Origin of the sequence: Janibacter sp. RAF52 (assembly GCF_052114035.1) — a bacterium.
Classification (GTDB): domain Bacteria; phylum Actinomycetota; class Actinomycetes; order Actinomycetales; family Dermatophilaceae; genus Janibacter; species Janibacter hoylei.
This window is the reverse complement of record NZ_JBFRDY010000015.1, coordinates 1-15,153: the sequence shown is the minus strand read 5'-3', so window position 1 is coordinate 15,153 and position 15,153 is coordinate 1. Positions and strand designations below refer to the sequence as shown.

18 protein-coding genes are annotated in these 15,153 nt (G+C 69.9%); 11 read left to right on the top strand and 7 right to left on the bottom strand.

What is annotated here, in order from left to right; translation table 11 throughout:
* Position 1 precedes the first annotated feature (1 nt).
* Positions 2 to 238, bottom strand: a complete 237-nt coding sequence (locus AB4Y78_RS14950) for a hypothetical protein (protein ID WP_007924931.1) — start codon at positions 236 to 238, stop codon at positions 2 to 4.
* 274 nt (positions 239 to 512) lie between these two features.
* Between AB4Y78_RS14950 and AB4Y78_RS14945 the strand changes: the two genes are divergently transcribed.
* From AB4Y78_RS14945 to AB4Y78_RS14920, 6 genes are all read left to right on the top strand, one after another.
* Complete coding sequence (locus AB4Y78_RS14945) at positions 513 to 686, top strand: hypothetical protein (RefSeq protein WP_156811717.1); 174 nt, start codon at positions 513 to 515, stop codon at positions 684 to 686.
* A gap of 95 nt (positions 687 to 781) precedes the next feature.
* The gene (locus AB4Y78_RS14940; RefSeq protein WP_007924932.1) at positions 782 to 988 is read left to right on the top strand and encodes a heavy-metal-associated domain-containing protein; all 207 of its coding nucleotides are present in this window, start codon (positions 782 to 784) and stop codon (positions 986 to 988) included.
* Positions 989 to 990: 2 nt separating this feature from the next.
* On the top strand, positions 991 to 1,977 hold the full coding sequence (locus AB4Y78_RS14935; protein ID WP_441715152.1) for a heavy-metal-associated domain-containing protein: 987 nt from the start codon (positions 991 to 993) through the stop codon (positions 1,975 to 1,977).
* Positions 1,967 to 4,216 carry a heavy metal translocating P-type ATPase gene (locus AB4Y78_RS14930; protein WP_441715150.1) on the top strand — a complete coding sequence of 750 codons (2,250 nt, stop codon included), beginning with the start codon at positions 1,967 to 1,969 and terminating at the stop codon, positions 4,214 to 4,216. The genes AB4Y78_RS14935 and AB4Y78_RS14930 overlap by 11 nt, the downstream gene beginning before the upstream one ends.
* Positions 4,217 to 4,382: 166 nt before the next feature.
* Positions 4,383 to 4,973 (top strand): mismatch-specific DNA-glycosylase, encoded by a 591-nt coding sequence (locus AB4Y78_RS14925; RefSeq protein WP_259920932.1) that lies wholly within the window; start codon positions 4,383 to 4,385, stop codon positions 4,971 to 4,973.
* 596 nt (positions 4,974 to 5,569) lie between these two features.
* Positions 5,570 to 5,671: an SHOCT domain-containing protein gene (locus tag AB4Y78_RS14920; protein ID WP_205703081.1), complete on the top strand. Its 102-nt coding sequence runs from the start codon at positions 5,570 to 5,572 to the stop codon at positions 5,669 to 5,671.
* Between the two features lie 54 nt (positions 5,672 to 5,725).
* Here AB4Y78_RS14920 and AB4Y78_RS14915 read toward each other — a convergent pair whose 3' ends face one another.
* The gene (locus tag AB4Y78_RS14915) at positions 5,726 to 7,405 is read right to left on the bottom strand and encodes an alpha/beta hydrolase (RefSeq protein WP_164513617.1); all 1,680 of its coding nucleotides are present in this window, start codon (positions 7,403 to 7,405) and stop codon (positions 5,726 to 5,728) included.
* Positions 7,406 to 7,425: 20 nt separating this feature from the next.
* Positions 7,426 to 8,682, bottom strand: coding sequence for a DUF2252 domain-containing protein (locus tag AB4Y78_RS14910; protein ID WP_441715147.1), 1,257 nt, complete (start codon positions 8,680 to 8,682; stop codon positions 7,426 to 7,428).
* Between the two features lie 240 nt (positions 8,683 to 8,922).
* On the opposite strand from AB4Y78_RS14910, the gene AB4Y78_RS14905 reads away from it, so the two are divergent.
* Together AB4Y78_RS14905 and AB4Y78_RS14900 are read left to right on the top strand one after the other, a co-directional pair.
* Entirely contained in the window at positions 8,923 to 9,498 is a 576-nt protein-coding gene (locus tag AB4Y78_RS14905) for an HdeD family acid-resistance protein (protein WP_441715145.1), read from the top strand.
* Positions 9,499 to 9,577: 79 nt separating this feature from the next.
* Positions 9,578 to 9,997 carry a hypothetical protein gene (locus tag AB4Y78_RS14900; RefSeq protein ID WP_072625934.1) on the top strand — a complete coding sequence of 140 codons (420 nt, stop codon included), beginning with the start codon at positions 9,578 to 9,580 and terminating at the stop codon, positions 9,995 to 9,997.
* A 10-nt stretch (positions 9,998 to 10,007) separates the two neighbouring features.
* Here the strand turns inward: AB4Y78_RS14900 and AB4Y78_RS14895 are convergent, their stop codons facing one another.
* Positions 10,008 to 11,627, bottom strand: a complete 1,620-nt coding sequence (locus tag AB4Y78_RS14895; RefSeq protein WP_441715143.1) for an alkyl/aryl-sulfatase — start codon at positions 11,625 to 11,627, stop codon at positions 10,008 to 10,010.
* Positions 11,628 to 11,655: 28 nt separating this feature from the next.
* Here AB4Y78_RS14895 and AB4Y78_RS14890 point away from each other — a divergent pair, with 28 nt between their 5' ends.
* The 3 genes from AB4Y78_RS14890 to AB4Y78_RS14880 all read left to right on the top strand — a co-directional run bounded on the left by AB4Y78_RS14890 (position 11,656) and on the right by AB4Y78_RS14880 (position 13,936).
* Positions 11,656 to 12,372: a hypothetical protein gene (locus tag AB4Y78_RS14890; RefSeq protein WP_441715141.1), complete on the top strand. Its 717-nt coding sequence runs from the start codon at positions 11,656 to 11,658 to the stop codon at positions 12,370 to 12,372.
* 35 nt (positions 12,373 to 12,407) lie between these two features.
* On the top strand, positions 12,408 to 13,001 hold the full coding sequence (locus AB4Y78_RS14885) for a thermonuclease family protein (RefSeq protein WP_441715139.1): 594 nt from the start codon (positions 12,408 to 12,410) through the stop codon (positions 12,999 to 13,001).
* A gap of 83 nt (positions 13,002 to 13,084) precedes the next feature.
* Positions 13,085 to 13,936, top strand: a complete 852-nt coding sequence (locus AB4Y78_RS14880) for a hypothetical protein (protein WP_441715138.1) — start codon at positions 13,085 to 13,087, stop codon at positions 13,934 to 13,936.
* On the opposite strand, the gene AB4Y78_RS14875 is transcribed toward AB4Y78_RS14880, so the two are convergent.
* From AB4Y78_RS14875 to AB4Y78_RS14865, 3 genes are all read right to left on the bottom strand, one after another.
* Positions 13,925 to 14,278 carry a hypothetical protein gene (locus AB4Y78_RS14875; RefSeq protein WP_441715136.1) on the bottom strand — a complete coding sequence of 118 codons (354 nt, stop codon included), beginning with the start codon at positions 14,276 to 14,278 and terminating at the stop codon, positions 13,925 to 13,927. The two genes, AB4Y78_RS14880 and AB4Y78_RS14875, sit on opposite strands and share 12 nt — an antisense overlap.
* A gap of 97 nt (positions 14,279 to 14,375) precedes the next feature.
* The gene (locus AB4Y78_RS14870; RefSeq protein WP_441715134.1) at positions 14,376 to 14,672 is read right to left on the bottom strand and encodes a hypothetical protein; all 297 of its coding nucleotides are present in this window, start codon (positions 14,670 to 14,672) and stop codon (positions 14,376 to 14,378) included.
* Positions 14,673 to 15,047: 375 nt separating this feature from the next.
* On the bottom strand, positions 15,048 to 15,153 hold a 106-nt coding region (locus AB4Y78_RS14865), incomplete at its 5' end, for an integrase core domain-containing protein (protein ID WP_441715196.1).

The window sequence follows — 15,153 nt, the reverse complement described above, 5'->3', positions numbered from 1 at the left end:
ATCAGTCCGGCCAGCTCCACTCGAGTCCGTGCACCCCGGGCGCCGCCTCCGGCCGCACGAGGTGCACCCGGTCGCCGTGCTCGAGGGCGAGCTCGTGCGCCTGCAGGTCGGGCCCGTCGACGTGCGCCCGGTGGAAGGCCCGCACGTGCACGGGCAGGCAGGAGCGCTCGAAGGAGACCTCGGTGACGAGCAGGGCCGAGTCCTGCGCAGACCACCTGAAGTAGCCCTCCGACAGCACGGCATTGGCATCGCACCCCGGAGGGTCGCGACGAGGGTCGCCACGTCGTCGGGCAGGACGCTGCCCTGCCAGACGACGTGGGCATCGGCCCGCACGAGCAGCGGATGTTCCTGCCGTCGACCTCGTGGTGCGGCAGGCGGCACCCGGACACGGTCGAGGGCGTGTGCGAGCCCATGTCGTAGACCGGCGCTGCCTCCCCGTCGCCGACGATGATCGTCGAGTCGGCGTAGGAGTAGCCGAAGTTCAGCCTTCGGGTGACATCTGCGGCAGGTTGATGTCGAAGAGGCGGCGCCCCAGCCGCCTGCGCAGCAGCCTGCCGACGAGACCGGGCATCGCCGAGCGCCTCGGCCACTGGTGGTTCGCCGAGCCGTCGCTCACCCGCGCGGAGCTCGTCGGGCACTACGCGGACTTTCTCCCGGGCGGCCTGGGCGGCTACGCCCGCGACTGAGTCGCACCTCCTCGACACCCGGTGTCGGAATACCTCAAGGGGGCATACAGTTGTCCTCGTCAGATACCCCCCACAGGTATGAGAGAGGACCCCCGATGAGCACCACCACCGAGTACCAGGTGACCGGCATGACCTGCGGCCACTGCGAGATGTCCGTCCGCGAGGAGGTCAGCGAGATCCCCGGCGCCGAGGTCGTCGAGGTGAGCTCCGCGACCGGCAAGCTCGTCGTCTCCGGTGACGTCGACGACGCGGCCGTCATCGCCGCAGTCACCGAGGCCGGCTACACGGCCACCAAGGCCTGAGGATGAACGCCCCGACCCGTCTCGGTCTCTTCGGTCTCGCCCTCGCGGTCGTCTTCGCGCTCGCCGCGGTCACGGCCCGCGCGGTCGTACCCGAGGAGACCGCGCGGGCCTGGGCGCAGGAGAGCACCACCCACGGCGGCGAGCACGCCTCCCCCAACGACGACGGCACCGGCGACGCCGCCGGTGACCACTCCGCCCACGACGACGCAGCCGCACCCGCGGGCCTGGCGCTCGAGCAGGACAACTACCGCCTCACCGGCGTCTCCGCCCCGACCGAGGTCGACGAGCGCGGCCGCCTCGAGCTGACGGTCACCGACGCCGACGGCGACCCGGTCACCGACTACTCCATCGAGCACGAGGAGGAGCTGCACCTGGTCGTCGTACGCAGCGACGGCCAGCACTTCCGCCACGTCCACCCGCAGCGCGCCGCCGACGGCACGTGGTCGCTGCCGTGGACCTGGCAGGCCGCCGGCACCTACCGCCTCTACGCCGACACCACCCCGGCCGACGCCGACGAAGGGGTGACCCTCACCTCCACCGTCGACGTCGCCGGTGACCTCACCCCCACCGGGTCGCAACCGACCCGGACCACGAGCGTCGCCGGCCTCGACGTCAGTATCGAGGGCGACCTCGTGCCCGGCGAGGAGTCGCGCCTCACCCTGCGGGTCGAGCGCGACGGCGAGCCCGTGACGACGATCGAGCCCTACCTCGGCGCGGCCGGCCACCTCGTCGCGCTGCGCGAGGGCGACCTGGCCTACCTCCACGTCCACCCCGAGGGCGAGGCGCCCACGGCCGCCGAGCTCGGCGGTCCCGAGATCGACTTCGTCACCACGGCCCCGACGCCCGGACGCTACCTGCTCTACCTCGACGTCAAGGTCGACGGGCAGGTGCACACGGCGCCGCTCGTCGTCGACACCGCGGGCAGCAGCCCCGCGGGCAGCACCGCAACCTCCAGCACCTCGCACGGAGACACCGACCATGACCACTGAGACGGACCCGGTCACCACCTCGACCGTCGAGCTGCAGATCGGCGGCATGACCTGCGCGTCGTGCGCGGGCCGCATCGAGCGCAAGCTCAACAAGCTCGACGACGTCACCGCGAGCGTCAACTACGCGACCGAGAAGGCGACGGTCACCGCCCCCTTCGGCACCGACCCGCAGGACCTCATCACGGTCGTCGAGCAGACCGGCTACACCGCGACCCTGCCGGCGGCGGAACCCCCTTCGTCCGAGGAGGAGGCGCCGCAGGACCGTGAGCTGACCGCCCTGCGCCAGCGACTCATCGGCTCGGCCGTGCTCGCCGTCCCGGTCATCCTGCTGGCGATGGTCCCGGCCCTGCAGTTCGACTACTGGGGCTTCGCCTCGCTCGTGCTCGCGACGCCGGTCGTCTTCTGGGCCGGCTGGCCCTTCCACCGCGCGACGTGGACCAACCTGCGCCACGGGGCCGCGACGATGGACACGCTCATCTCCGTCGGCACGCTGTCGGCCTGGCTGTGGTCGGTCGTCGCGCTCTTCTTCGGCACCGCCGGCGACCGCGGGATGACGCACGCCTTCGAGCTGACGATCTCGCGCAGCGACGGCCTCGGCAGCATCTACCTCGAGGTCGCCGCCGGCGTCATCACCTTCATCCTCATGGGGCGCTACTTCGAGAAGCGGTCCAAGCGCCGCGCCGGCGACGCCCTGCGCGCGCTGCTCGAGCTCGGCGCCAAGGAGGTCGCCGTCCTGCGCGGTGGCACCGAGGTACGGATCCCGGTCGAGGAGCTGTCGGTCGGCGACGAGTTCGTCGTGCGGCCGGGTGAGAAGGTCGCGACCGACGGCGTCATCACCTCGGGCACGAGCGCGATCGACGCCTCGATGCTCACCGGCGAGTCCGTCCCGGTCGAGGTCGGCGAGGGCGATGCCGTGACCGGCGCGACGGTCAACGAGGGTGGCCGGCTGGTCGTGCGCGCCACCCGGGTCGGCTCCGACACCCAGCTGGCGCAGATGGCCCAACTCGTCGAGGACGCGCAGTCCGGCAAGGCCGAGGTCCAGCGCCTCGCCGACACGGTCTCGGGGGTCTTCGTCCCCGTCGCCATCGCGATCGCCGTCGCGACCCTCGGTGCCTGGCTCGGCGCCGGATTCCCCGTGAGCGCCGCCTTCACCGCGGCCGTCGCGGTCCTCATCATCGCCTGCCCGTGCGCGCTCGGTCTGGCGACGCCCACCGCCCTGCTCGTCGGCACGGGTCGCGGCGCGCAGATGGGCGTGCTCATCAAGGGCCCCGAGGTCCTGGAGGCCACGCGCACGGTCGACACGATCGTCCTCGACAAGACCGGCACGGTCACGTCCGGTGCCATGGCCCTCGTCGACTCCGTCCCGGCGAAGGGGGTGGACCGCACCGATCTCCTCCGGCTGGCCGGGGCCCTCGAGCACGCGTCGGAGCACCCCATCGCCCAGGCCATCGCGAAGGGAGCCGCTGCCGAGGTCGGCGACCTGCCGGGCGTCGAGGGCTTCGACAACGTGCAGGGCCAGGGCGTCACCGGCGTCGTCGACGGACACGCGGTCGTCGCCGGCCGCGAGTCGCTGCTCGCCGACTGGGCCATGGCGCTCGACGGCGAGTTGGCCGCGGCCAAGGCGGCCGCCGAGGCCGAGGGGCGCACGGCGATCGCCGTCGGCTGGGACGGGCAGGCCCGTGGCGTGCTCGTCGTCTCCGACACGGTCAAGCCGACGAGCGCCGAGGCCATCGCCGGGCTGAAGAAGCTCGGCCTCACCCCCGTCCTGCTCACCGGGGACAACCGCGCGGTCGCCGAGCAGGTCGCCGCCGAGGTCGGCATCGACGAGGTCATCGCCGAGGTCATGCCCGCCGACAAGGTCGACGTCGTCACGCGCCTGCAGGGCGCGGGCAAGGTCGTCGCGATGGTCGGCGACGGGGTCAACGACGCACCCGCGCTCGCGCAGGCCGACCTCGGTCTGGCGATGGGCACGGGCACCGACGTGGCGATCGAGGCCGCCGACATCACCCTCGTGCGAGGGGACCTGCGGGCTGCGGTCGACGCGATCCGCCTCTCGCGCAAGACGCTCGGCACGATCAAGGCCAACCTCTTCTGGGCCTTCGCCTACAACACCGCGGCGATCCCGCTCGCGGCGCTCGGGCTGCTCAACCCGATGCTCGCCGGTGCCGCGATGGCCCTGTCCAGCGTCTTCGTCGTGAGCAACAGCCTGCGGCTGCGGGCCTTCCGCGCCAGCGCCTGAGCGGGGCTCTCCCTTCGCTGCCCCCCTGCCCTGAGTTGATGTATTCGCGAGCGCTGGGACCCACCCGCATACATCGACCCGCGCCCCCGCTGACCCGGTTGATGTACGTGGGTGCGCTGGGACTCACCCGCACACATCGACCCGCCCCCGACCTAGGGTGGCGGGCATGCCGAGTGCCCGCCGCAGCTTCACCCGTGCCGAGCTGGAGTCCTATCGCGACGCCGAGGTGCCCGACCTCCTGCCGGGCGCCGGCCAGGAGCTGCGGCTGCTCTTCGTCGGGATCAACCCCGGGCTGTGGACCGCGGCGACGCAGACCCACTTCGCGCACCCGGGCAACCGTTTCTACCCGGCGCTGCTGCGGGCGGGCGTCCTCACGCGGGCCGTCGACCCCGCCGCCGGCATGACCGACGAGGACCGCGAGCACCTGCGCGAGCGCGGCATCGGCATCACCAACCTGGTCCGCCGGGCCACCGCCCGCGCCGACGAGCTCACGGCCGACGAGCTGCGCGAGGGCGGCGAGCGCCTGCTGGCCACCATCGCCCGCACCCGGCCGGCCGTCGTCGCCGTCGCGGGGATCACTGCCTACCGCCAGGCCTTCGGGGTGCGCAAGGCGCAGACGGGCGAGCAGCCCGAGCCCGTCGAGGGCGCCCGGCTGTGGGTCGTGCCCAACCCGAGCGGGCTCAACGCCCACGAGACGGTCGAGTCGCTGGCCGTCGCCTACGCCGAGCCCGCTCGCGCTGCCGGCCTCCTCGACTGAGCAGCCCGCGTCGCGTCGTCCCGCAGCGGCCGGCCAGGTCACCAAGACCACGCTGGCCGAAGGTGAGCCCCGCCGACAGAGGCTTCACTCCAACGCCCCGATCCTCAATACGCCAGCCGCGCAGGCACTAGTCGACCTGCGAGCCCTCGCCGATGCGGCCATACCGGCCCTACGGGCATTCCCACCAGCGGGAGACGGCACCACGGCACGCCGCGTTATCGACGCACTGGGGAACCTTCCCGTGCCTCGACCACAGAGCACCCCGCTGACGCCCAGCCCAGAGATCACGACCCTGACCAAGTCCATGGCTCTCGCATCGGAGATGGTCACCTCCGCGCGGTACCGAGCCGACTTCACCGCCGAGCACGCCGCCACTGATCTCTCCCGCATGACGACCGCCGTCGGTGCGGTCAGCCGCGTCGCGGCAGCCTCGGTCTCCCGTGCCGCTGACAGTCACGTCCGCCACAGGGAGCTGACGGCCATCGACGCCCTGACGAGGGCCTGCCGCCCCGCGCAGAACACGCCCCAGGGGCCGGTCCCAGGTCTCGTGCCGGCCCCCGGCACGCTCTCGGCCTCGATCGCCGACTGGGGCCGACGTGATCACCCAGCTGCAGCAACTGGGGCAGCTGCGCGAGTCCGGGGTTCTCACCGAGGCCGAGTTCGAGACCCAGAAGACCCGGATCCTCGCCGGCGGCTGACACTGCCGGGCCAGGCAGCCACGTCTGTCGATCGGCTACCCGTGCGCGGATCGGCTACTGCGAGGGTGTGAACGGGGCTCGGGATTCGGCTAGTACCGCCTCGTGGACGGCTGCGGCGCGCTTGGCCGTCCAGTTGTCGAGGTTGAGGACTTGTGCCCATGCGCCGACGTGTTCGCCGGCGAAGTTGTGCCCGAAGCCCGGACCGGGTTCCATGGCCAAGGCCATGTCGGTGGTGACCTGCCAGAAGGTCACGAAGGGCACCCACCGGACCTGGGGAAGGACATCGGGACCGCGTGGCTCCTCGAGCCAGTCCGGACGATTGAGAATGAGGTCGAAGTTCCACCAGGTCGTGGCATCTGAGGGATGCACCATGTAGAGAACCCGGGTCCCCTGCCAGGGTCGGGTAGCCGGCTCGGCCGGGCGCATCGGGTCGTCGGTGAAGCGCACCGTGCGACCGTCCTTGTAGATGGGCGCGATCTGGGTGCTGCCGCTTTGGCGGTCGTCGAGGAACTGCCCGAAGTGATGGTTGAAGCTCGGCGGTCCGGTGAACACCGCCCCACTGATGCGGTTGGCCATGTCGAACTCGCCACTGAAGGCGGCCTCGCCCCCGTAGGAGCCCAGGCTCTCGCCGAACACGTACAGAGCGGGACGCTCGCCCTGCGGCAGGCGGCTCCACCGTTCATAGACCGCGTCGAAGAGTGCGCGACCGGCGTTGCGAGCGTTCTGCTGATCTGCCAGGAACGAGATCGGAGAGGGCAGGAAGGAGTACTGCATCGACACCGTCGCGCTATCGCCGTAGGTGAGATGTTCAAAGGCGCTGACCGAGGTCGGCTCCACCCACCCGGTGCCGGTCGGGGTCACGACCAGCAGATACGAGCGCTCGAAGCCGCCAGCGCGCTCCAGGTCCTGCACCGCAAGTGCCGCGCGGGTCTCGAGGTCCTCAGCCGAGTCAAGCCCGGCGTAGACGCGGACGGGATCCAAAGTCACTTCGGAACCCTGCCCCGACCGTTCAGCCACCTGGGCGATCCGGGTGGCGTTGGGACCCTGCCCCGCGAAGCCCCGTCCCTGGAATCCCAGCGTGTCCCACGAGATCAGCGACTCCGGGCTACCCGAACGCAGCGGGCTCATCGGGGCCGTCACCCCCTGCGGTGTCCCGCCGTTGGTCAACGAGAACGCCGCGTTGACCGCTGTAGTGACCCGCTCGAAGACGAACCCATTGAAGACCAGGGCGACCGTGGTCACCAGAGCAGCGATCCCGATCACCCTGGCCGCCCGTGGGCCCACGACCCGACGCAGTCCGGCAGTCAGTACCCCAGTGATCCGGCGCAGCAGACGGGCGATGCAGACGAACAGGACAAACACCAGCACAGCCACGGGGATGACCAGGACCGCCGCGAGCGGGGTCTGCGGCTCCATCTCCAACAACCGAGAAGCCTGCCGCTGCCAGGTCACACCAAGGATCACCGCCACCACCAGCAGCGCAGGGGCGGCGAACAGCAGAGCCCTGACCCTCGAGGCCGACGGTTGACGTGCCTGACGGTCGGCAAGCTCACGCCACACCCACGCCCCCAGCACGCCCAGCCCATAGCCGATCGCCGCGGTGACCCCGGCGATCACCCCCTGATACAACGCAGGCCGCGGCACCAGGGAAGGCAGAAAGGACAGCGTCGCCAGGATCAGCGCAGTCCACGCCCCCGGCAACGACAGCCCGAGCCCGGACCAGAAGCGAGACACCCGGGACGCCTCAGGATCTGTCATCGGGTTGCGAGGAAGGCGTGGTAGTCGCGCTCGGAGAGGTCGGCATACGCCGTCGACCACTCCACGATCGCGGTGGTGAGCCTGTCTCCGTTGCCGATGTAGCCGACGATCTCGGCCGCTCGTGGGGACTGGCTGTGCGCGCGGGCGAGAGTCACCGCGCAGGCCTGGGCGTAGGTGATGAACGGGCGGTCGTCGAGGTCCTCGACATCGATGCCGCCCTTCATGTCGTGGAACTGGCGCACGTACAGGTCGAAGCCCTCGGCGCGCAGGTAGCCCAGGAACGGGTCCGAGACGGCCTGCAGGATCCGTTGCAGGGCGACCACCCGCGCGCCCTGACCGTGGGTCCCGACCGCCTCGGTGAGCACCTGCGGCTGCTCGATGCGGCCGTACTGCTCGAGCACACTGCGACCGGCCTCCTTGGACTGCAGGATCAGACCGTTGCCGTCACCGTCCTCGAACAGGGAGAGCGCACACCGGGTTCCAACACTGCCGACCCCGACAACCCGCAGCGCCAGGTCCACCTCCCGGTAGTGGCTGAGCAGCATCCGGATGCCCGGGCCGGCACTGGCGCGGTAGGCATGGGTGTAGCGGTGCACATTCTCGGCGACCTCGGGCTTCGGCTGGTCCATCGTCGGCGGCGCCATGACGAACCGCAACGAGCCGTCCGCGTCCCGGGTGGTCAGGCGGCGCACCGCCCGCTCACCGGTGCGACGTTGAGCGGACTTGATCGCCGAAGCGATCACCCGGCGTGACTTCTTGTCCAGCAGCCCAGCACCGCCCCTGGGGTCGATATGGGTGTAGTAGCGCTGCAGCGGCGTCAGCTCCAGACTCGCAGCCAGCGCAGCCCGGTAGGCGCTCACCGTCGTGCGCGCCGCGGTCTCGATGACGTGTGGGGTTCGGGACGAGTCCCGCCCCCCGACGATCACACTGGTCACCAGGCGCTTCAGATCCCACTCCCACGGAGCCCAGGCCGCCTCGTCGAAGTCGTTCAGATCGAAGACCAGCGTGCGCTGCGGAGAGGCGTAGAACCCGAAGTTCGACACGTGCGCATCACCACAGGCGACCACGAGCAGACCGGTATGCGGTGAGCGGGCCAGGTCCGCCGCCATCAGGGCAGCGGTCCCCCGGTAGAACGCGAACGCGCTCTGCGACATCCGCTCGGCGCGCAGCGAAATGAGCTCCTGGAGGCGGGTGGAGTTCTGCTCCCTCAGGATGCCCAGCGGATCCCGGCTCCCAGGCGGCAGCTCGGCCAAGGTGGAACGGGGAGTCTCCTGGCGGCGCCTGCGGCCGGAGACCACTAAGTCGGGTGTCGATGGCCGTGGGCGTGATGGCATGCTGCGGACACTATCGCGCGCAGCCGGGCACCGAAAAGGGAGACGTCGTTTCTGGCAAGTCGCACGACCCAGCAACCCGCTCAGGCAATAGGATTCCTCGTGATGAGGGGATGTTTCCCGTCGGCGCTGTCGACCCATCCCGGCCCAAGGAGACCTACCATGACAATCACACTCGAACGCAGGCGCACCGGCTGGGACATCGTCCTCGGACTCGTGCTGGTCATCCTCGGATTCATGGTCCTGGGCAACGCCGTGCTGGCCACGGCCGTGTCCGTGCTCTGGATCGCCTGGCTCACCCTGATCGGTGGGGTGATGATGATCATCGTCGCGCTGGTCTCGATCCGCGCAGGCCTGTCCTGGTCCACCCTCCTCGGCGGTGCCGCCCTGGCAGTCCTGGGCCTGTTCATGCTGCGCAACCCCCTCGTGGCCGCCATCGCGCTGACCATGATGGCCGGGGCCATCTTCTTCGTCTCCGGTGTGGTCCGTATCGGCCTGGCCTTCACCGTCCCGGCCCACAAGTGGGTCTTCATCCTCGGCGGACTGGTCTCCATCGTCCTGGCTCTGTGGATCCTGCTCAACCCGGCCGCCGCGACTCTGAAGCTGCTCGGCATCCTCCTCGGCGTCCAGGTCCTCAGCGAGGGCATCACCCTCATCCTCTCCGGGCGGCTGCGTATCGTCGACGCCACCGCCACGAAGGACAATGTCGACCCCGCCACGCAGAACGCTGCCGCCTGAGGGTGCGCGAGCCGGCTCCGAGCGCCCGTCGGCTGTGAACGGGTCCTCCGGGAAGCGCCGCGCAGGAGCGTCGCGATCGGTGCGCACGCGGCTGGGTTCTTGGTTGGCGGCGCATCCGGCCGATGTGGTGGACGTGTTCGTCTATGTCGTGATTCTCAATCTGGCCATCGAGTACCTGCCGACGGTCATCAGCGAGAGCTTCTCGCTCTCGCTGCTGACCGCGCTCCTGCTCAAGGTCACTCTCGAAGTGGTCCTCCTGGTCAAGGGCGCGGTGATGGCGCGCCTTCGCACGGCCGCAACGCGGCGAGCCAGGACAACCGCGGCCGTGATGCTCTGGGCAGTGGCCGCCGGAAGCAAGCTCATCGTGCTCTGGCTGATCGAAGCCACCTTCGGCGGCTCGGTCAGCCTGGGCGGATTCATCCCCGTGACACTGCTCGTCGTCACGCTGCTGCTCTCGCGCACAGCCCTTCGACGCCTGCTCTACCCAGAAGCGTCCTGAGCTGCGCCGATCAGGGGGTGACGATCGCGAAGTCCGGGTCGGGGGCGTCGAGCACGGACATGAGGCGCCAGAGTGCGTCGGCATCACCATCGACCCGTATGCCGAGGTCAGCCAGCTCTGACATCGACCCCGCTCCCACCAGCAGCGCAGGCAGCGCCAGACGCGGCATCCGCAGGCTCACATCAGCCGCGTGCGCCTGCTTCGCGGTGGTGTAGGTGAGCACACCGTTGACCAGCCGCAGCCGGTAGCGGCCATCCTTGGCGAGGTCGATGTCGATCTCGATGTGCTCGTTCCACGCCCTCGGGCCGTTGACCCGCACGGCGATCGCGCCGAACAGCTGGGTCGGGGACAGCGAAGCGAGCAGGTCAGCGGACAGCGCCGCGGTCGGACTGCCGAAGCTGCCGTGCCGCAGCTCGTGAGCACCGGAGAGGTACGCGCAACGCCACGTGCCGTTCTCGGCTCCGAAGCCCAGCTGCTCGAAGGTGGCGGCGAGCAGCTCCTTGCCGGGAGCATGGTCCGGCTCGGCGAACACCAGGTGCGAGGCCAGCTCGGCCGCCCAACGGTAGTCGCCGGCCTCGAAGGCGCCGCGCGCAGCCGTGAGGAGCGCGTCGACCCCGCCCATGGCGGCAACGTAGCGCACGGCGCGCTGCACCGGTGGGTGCTGCCACAGGTTCGCCGGGTTCGCGTCGTACCACCCCATGTACCGCTGATAGATGGCCTTGACGTTGTGGCTGACCGAGCCGTAGTACCCGCGGGTGTGCCACGCGGCCTCCAGTGCCGGTGGCAGCACCATCGCCTCGGCGATCTCGCTGCCGACCATCCCGGCGTTCATCATCCGCAGCGTCTGGTCGTGCAGGTAGCCATACAGATCCCTTTGCAGCGAGAGGTAGGCGCGCACCTCATCGCAGCCCCACGTCGGCCAGTGGTGGGAGGCGAAGGCGACATCGGTGACATCGGCGAACATGTCGATCGTCTCGGTCAGGTAGTCCGACCAGGCCTGGGCGTCACGGACCATGGCGTCTCGGATGGTCAGGATGTTGTGCATGGTGTGCGTCGCGTTCTCCGCCCGGCACAGCGCACGGAAGTCCGGGAAGTAGAAGTGCATCTCCGCCGGCGCCTCGGAGTTCGGCGTCATCTGGAAAACCATCCGCACCCCATCGATCACCTCCTCCTGCCCGGTGGACCTGACCTCGAGAGTCGGGTGGATCAGGCTGATCGTGCCGGTCGAGGTCGTCTGCGCCAGACCAGCGCCCACCTGACCGGTCGGGCTGCGGTCCAGGGCCGCGCCGTACATGTACCCCGCCCGCCGCGCCATCGCCGTCGCGGCGTAGACATTCTCCGAGATGGCGTGCTCGACGAAATGCTCCGGCGCCAGCACCGGCACCCGCCCCGAGTCGACATCCTCCTGGGTGGTCACACCCTTCACCCCGCCGTAGTGGTCCACGTGACTGTGCGTGTAGATCACCCCGCTCACCACCCGCTGACCGCGATGCTCCCGATACAACGCCAGCGCCGCCGCGGCCGTCTCCACACTGATCAACGGGTCGATCACGATCACGCCCTGCTCGCCCTCGACAAGAGTCATCACCGACAGGTCGAACCCGCGCACCTGATAGATCCCGGGGACCACCTCGAACAGACCAGCCGACGCGCGCCTGATGCACACCGTGCCCGGAGACCTGCAGTACCTCCACGCCGCGACCACCTTGGTTCTGGGCGCATCCACCCTCAGCGAAGACACACCACGGCTGGAAATCAAGGCCGCAGCCGACTCCCTGGCCGACGCCCAAGAAGCGTGGACCCAAGCAGCCCGAGCATGGCCACCACAGGTGGGAACCCAGCCAGCGGGACGCTCTGACTACGAGCAACTCGCGGCGACCCAGCGCCTGCACGAGAGCATCCGCGATCACCTGCGCGCGGGACGCGCCTGGGCGACCCCAGCCGACATCGCCACGCGTCTGGACGCCCCTTCGACGCTCCGAGCCATCGCCGACCTCAGCCCACAGATCGCCGCCACCGCCCGCAAGTACGCCGAGGTGACACGGTCCCTGGTCGAAGGGGGTCAGATCGCCATTCCGGCCCGAGCGATCACCGAGCGCGGCGAGCAGGGACTGCACCTCTTCGACGAGGTCAGGCGCGGCGCGTGGGTCCCGTTGCCCGAATCGGACCCAATCGCCAAAAGGATCGTCCTCTCCGCCGACGCGGCCGGTCTCGCGTCCACCGACACGGAGATGCAGCTGCGCCACACCCGCACCGGAGACTTCCGCGATCTCAGCACCGCCCCTTCGAGCGCCGAGAGCAGACGCCCCACTCGTCGAGCGGACGAGCCACGCCGAGCGGTCCCCGAGCAGCCCAGCACCACCCCGCGCATGTAGCCAGCGCTGTCGTAGCCCGCTGCAAGGCTCGACGCATGGGACGCACACCGATCAGTGGCTACTACCGCAAGGGGACGTGGGTATCGCCGTATAGCCAGAACCGCCGCTCGGCAGCAGGCGGCGCGGTAGGGCTGCTCGCCGCGGGCCTTGTCGCCGGGCTGTGGTGGCACAACGGCACCCCGCCGCTTTCGCAACTGCGTGACGGGGCCGGCGAGACAACCCGCGCCACCGTGGTGCGAGTCATCGACGGTGACACGATCATCGCCCGCGACAGCAGCGGCAGCGACCTCGGCCGGGTGCGCGTCCTGGGAATGGATGCCCCGGAGATGGCGCGCGACGGACAGCCGGCCATGTGCGGTGCCCACGCCGCCAAGGACGAACTCGCCCGACTGGTGCAAGGCGGCACCATCGACCTGATCACCGACCCCAAACAACCCGATACCGACCGCTACGGCCGTCTCTTGCGGTACGTCGAGGTCGGCACCACCGACGTCAGTGAGTCCCTCATCCGCAGCGGGCACGCACCTAACACCAGCCGCGGACGAAGTCACACCCGCTACGAGACGTACGCGGCCGCCCAGGACGACGCCCAGCAGCAGCAGCGCGGCCTGTGGGGAACCTGCCTGTGAGCGCTACCGACGTCCTGCGCGACGCAATCGCCGGGGCGCGTGAGGCAGCCGACGATCCCGCCCTTCGATCGCGGTGGAGACTCGTGCGGACGCGAGCAGAGCGACGACAGCGCGCGCACGATCAGTGGGCGCGAGACGTCGCCGGCTGCTACGACCGCGAGCTGGTCCTCGAGGCAGCCCAGCGAGTCGCGGGCCGCGACCAACCGCGGCGAGCGTGGCACCGGCCCGACGTCGCGGCCGTCCTCGAGGATCTGCGCCAGTTCGGTGGGTACCTCCCAGTCACGCTGGAGAGTGTGGCCAGCGCGATCTACCGAGACAGCACGCTCACCCTCGACCCCGACGACCTGACCCTCATGCGCGAGCACGCCGCAGGACTTCCCCCAGAGATCACCGCAGCCATCGCGCGACGCTCCTACACCGCCAAGCCCGGCGTGCTCGGACCCACCGGATACGAGAACGACGAGGAGATCGTCGACGCCCTCAATGACCCGCGCAGCCGCCTACCCCGTCCCGTCACCTTCTACCGCGGGGAGCACCACAGCGGTGCGCATCCCCAGTTCGCGCGCACCGCCGCCCAGGCACGTCCCGGAGACCTCCTGACGCACCACCGTCGGCCCATCTCCGCCAGCATCGACCCCAGCATCGCCGCCAGCTCCGAATTCGCGCTAGGTGGCCACCTCACAGACGAACGAGGAGCCACCCCCGGAGGTTGGCTCCTCGCGATCACCAGTGACCGGGCCCTCTACGCTGGCGACCGCGCACGACACGGCGGCGGTGACGACGGCCGGGCGACCTTCGAGAAGGAAGTCGTGGTCTACGCGCCCCGGCTCCGCGTCACCGGTCTACGAGAAGCGCTCGTGCGCAGCCCCCACGGGGCCCTCAAACGGCTGCTCGTGCTCGCCTGCACCCCAGACGCCGGCGACTCACCCCGCTAGCCGAGCCGTCGCCAGCAGGCCCACGACGACCTCGGCGATTCGCCGCGAATCACTCACGGCATTGACGTGGACCGTGGGGTCACCGTCCTCGCTGTCATAGAGGCACAGCGCCAAGCGCTGACCGTGCAGGTCATCGTGCAGGTCACCGTCGCTGAACGGGTCGCACTCGTGGGTGATCAGCACGTGAGGGTCGGTGGCTCCCGGCCGGGTCTGGACGCGAATAGCGCGGCAGTTGCCGCCCGTCCGATCCCACTGGACATGCAGCCCAGGGGCGGCGATCGCCGCCATGAGATCCGTGGCCGTGGCCGTGGCCGTGGCCGTGGTCGTGCGCGTGGCGGTCATCTGCTCCCCCGTGAGGTCGAGTACTGGGTGACTTCACCTCACTGTATACGGGTAGACACTCACTTGTCTACCCATATACATCTGGCGCGGTTGACGTCTACTTTCCGCGGGCCTTGCGGACCGTCATGCGGCTGACTCCAGCCCGCTCCGCAATGGAGACCTCAGTGCCCGACGCAGCGATCATCGCGCCGGTCAACTCTGCTCGCGCGGACTCCAGCACCTCCAGAGCGGCCGCATGACGCTGCGCGATCGCGTCAAACGTGTCCGTTGCCGGATCTTCGCTGCGCACGGCATTCGCAGCAGTGCTCGCCAGCTCTTGGAGCCGCGCGTCGTCGGGATAGCGCCGAGTCACCAGGGCGGCGATTTCGGCCTCTGTCAGTGGCGCGGTGGCCATGGCCACATCCTTTCCTCGGAGCGTGTATAGCACCATACAAGTCCGCGAGCGGAGCTCGCTCGGCATCTCTTCGACCGGCGAGCCTTGTCACCACTGCCCTGGGATGGGGGCCGGAGGGTCCCCGTCGCCTTCCCACCGCCGCAGGGAGTAGCGGCGCACGCGCCGGCCGTTGATCACGGTCTCAGCGCCCGTGTTGCCGGGAATCCAGAGGCGCCACCCTTCAGCGGCGAGGGCCTTTGCCCACACCTCGGGGTCGTCGGCGTCGGTCAGATCCCGAAGGGTGTAGCGCCAAGACATGGCCCACAGTCTTCTACGACACCACCGCGCCGGACTGGCAGGACCCCGTGGATCGGTCCAGGTCGTGTGAGAGTCCGATCAATGGGTGCAGACCGCAGCGTAGGCCACCGGGCTGAGGTAGCCCAAGGATGAGTGGGGACGGTCGTGGTTGTACTCGGTCTTCCAGTCGCCGATGACGACCTGG

Coding starts and splice junctions, on each gene's coding strand:
- AB4Y78_RS14945 (WP_156811717.1), top strand. CDS start 513: ATGTCGAAGAGGCGGCGCCCCAGCCGCCTGCGCAGCAGCCTGCCGACG.
- AB4Y78_RS14940 (WP_007924932.1), top strand. CDS start 782: ATGAGCACCACCACCGAGTACCAGGTGACCGGCATGACCTGCGGCCAC.
- AB4Y78_RS14935 (WP_441715152.1), top strand. CDS start 991: ATGAACGCCCCGACCCGTCTCGGTCTCTTCGGTCTCGCCCTCGCGGTC.
- AB4Y78_RS14930 (WP_441715150.1), top strand. CDS start 1,967: ATGACCACTGAGACGGACCCGGTCACCACCTCGACCGTCGAGCTGCAG.
- AB4Y78_RS14925 (WP_259920932.1), top strand. CDS start 4,383: ATGCCGAGTGCCCGCCGCAGCTTCACCCGTGCCGAGCTGGAGTCCTAT.
- AB4Y78_RS14905 (WP_441715145.1), top strand. CDS start 8,923: ATGACAATCACACTCGAACGCAGGCGCACCGGCTGGGACATCGTCCTC.
- AB4Y78_RS14890 (WP_441715141.1), top strand. CDS start 11,656: ATGCACACCGTGCCCGGAGACCTGCAGTACCTCCACGCCGCGACCACC.
- AB4Y78_RS14885 (WP_441715139.1), top strand. CDS start 12,408: ATGGGACGCACACCGATCAGTGGCTACTACCGCAAGGGGACGTGGGTA.
- AB4Y78_RS14875 (WP_441715136.1), bottom strand. CDS start 14,278: ATGACCGCCACGCGCACGACCACGGCCACGGCCACGGCCACGGCCACG.
- AB4Y78_RS14870 (WP_441715134.1), bottom strand. CDS start 14,672: ATGGCCACCGCGCCACTGACAGAGGCCGAAATCGCCGCCCTGGTGACT.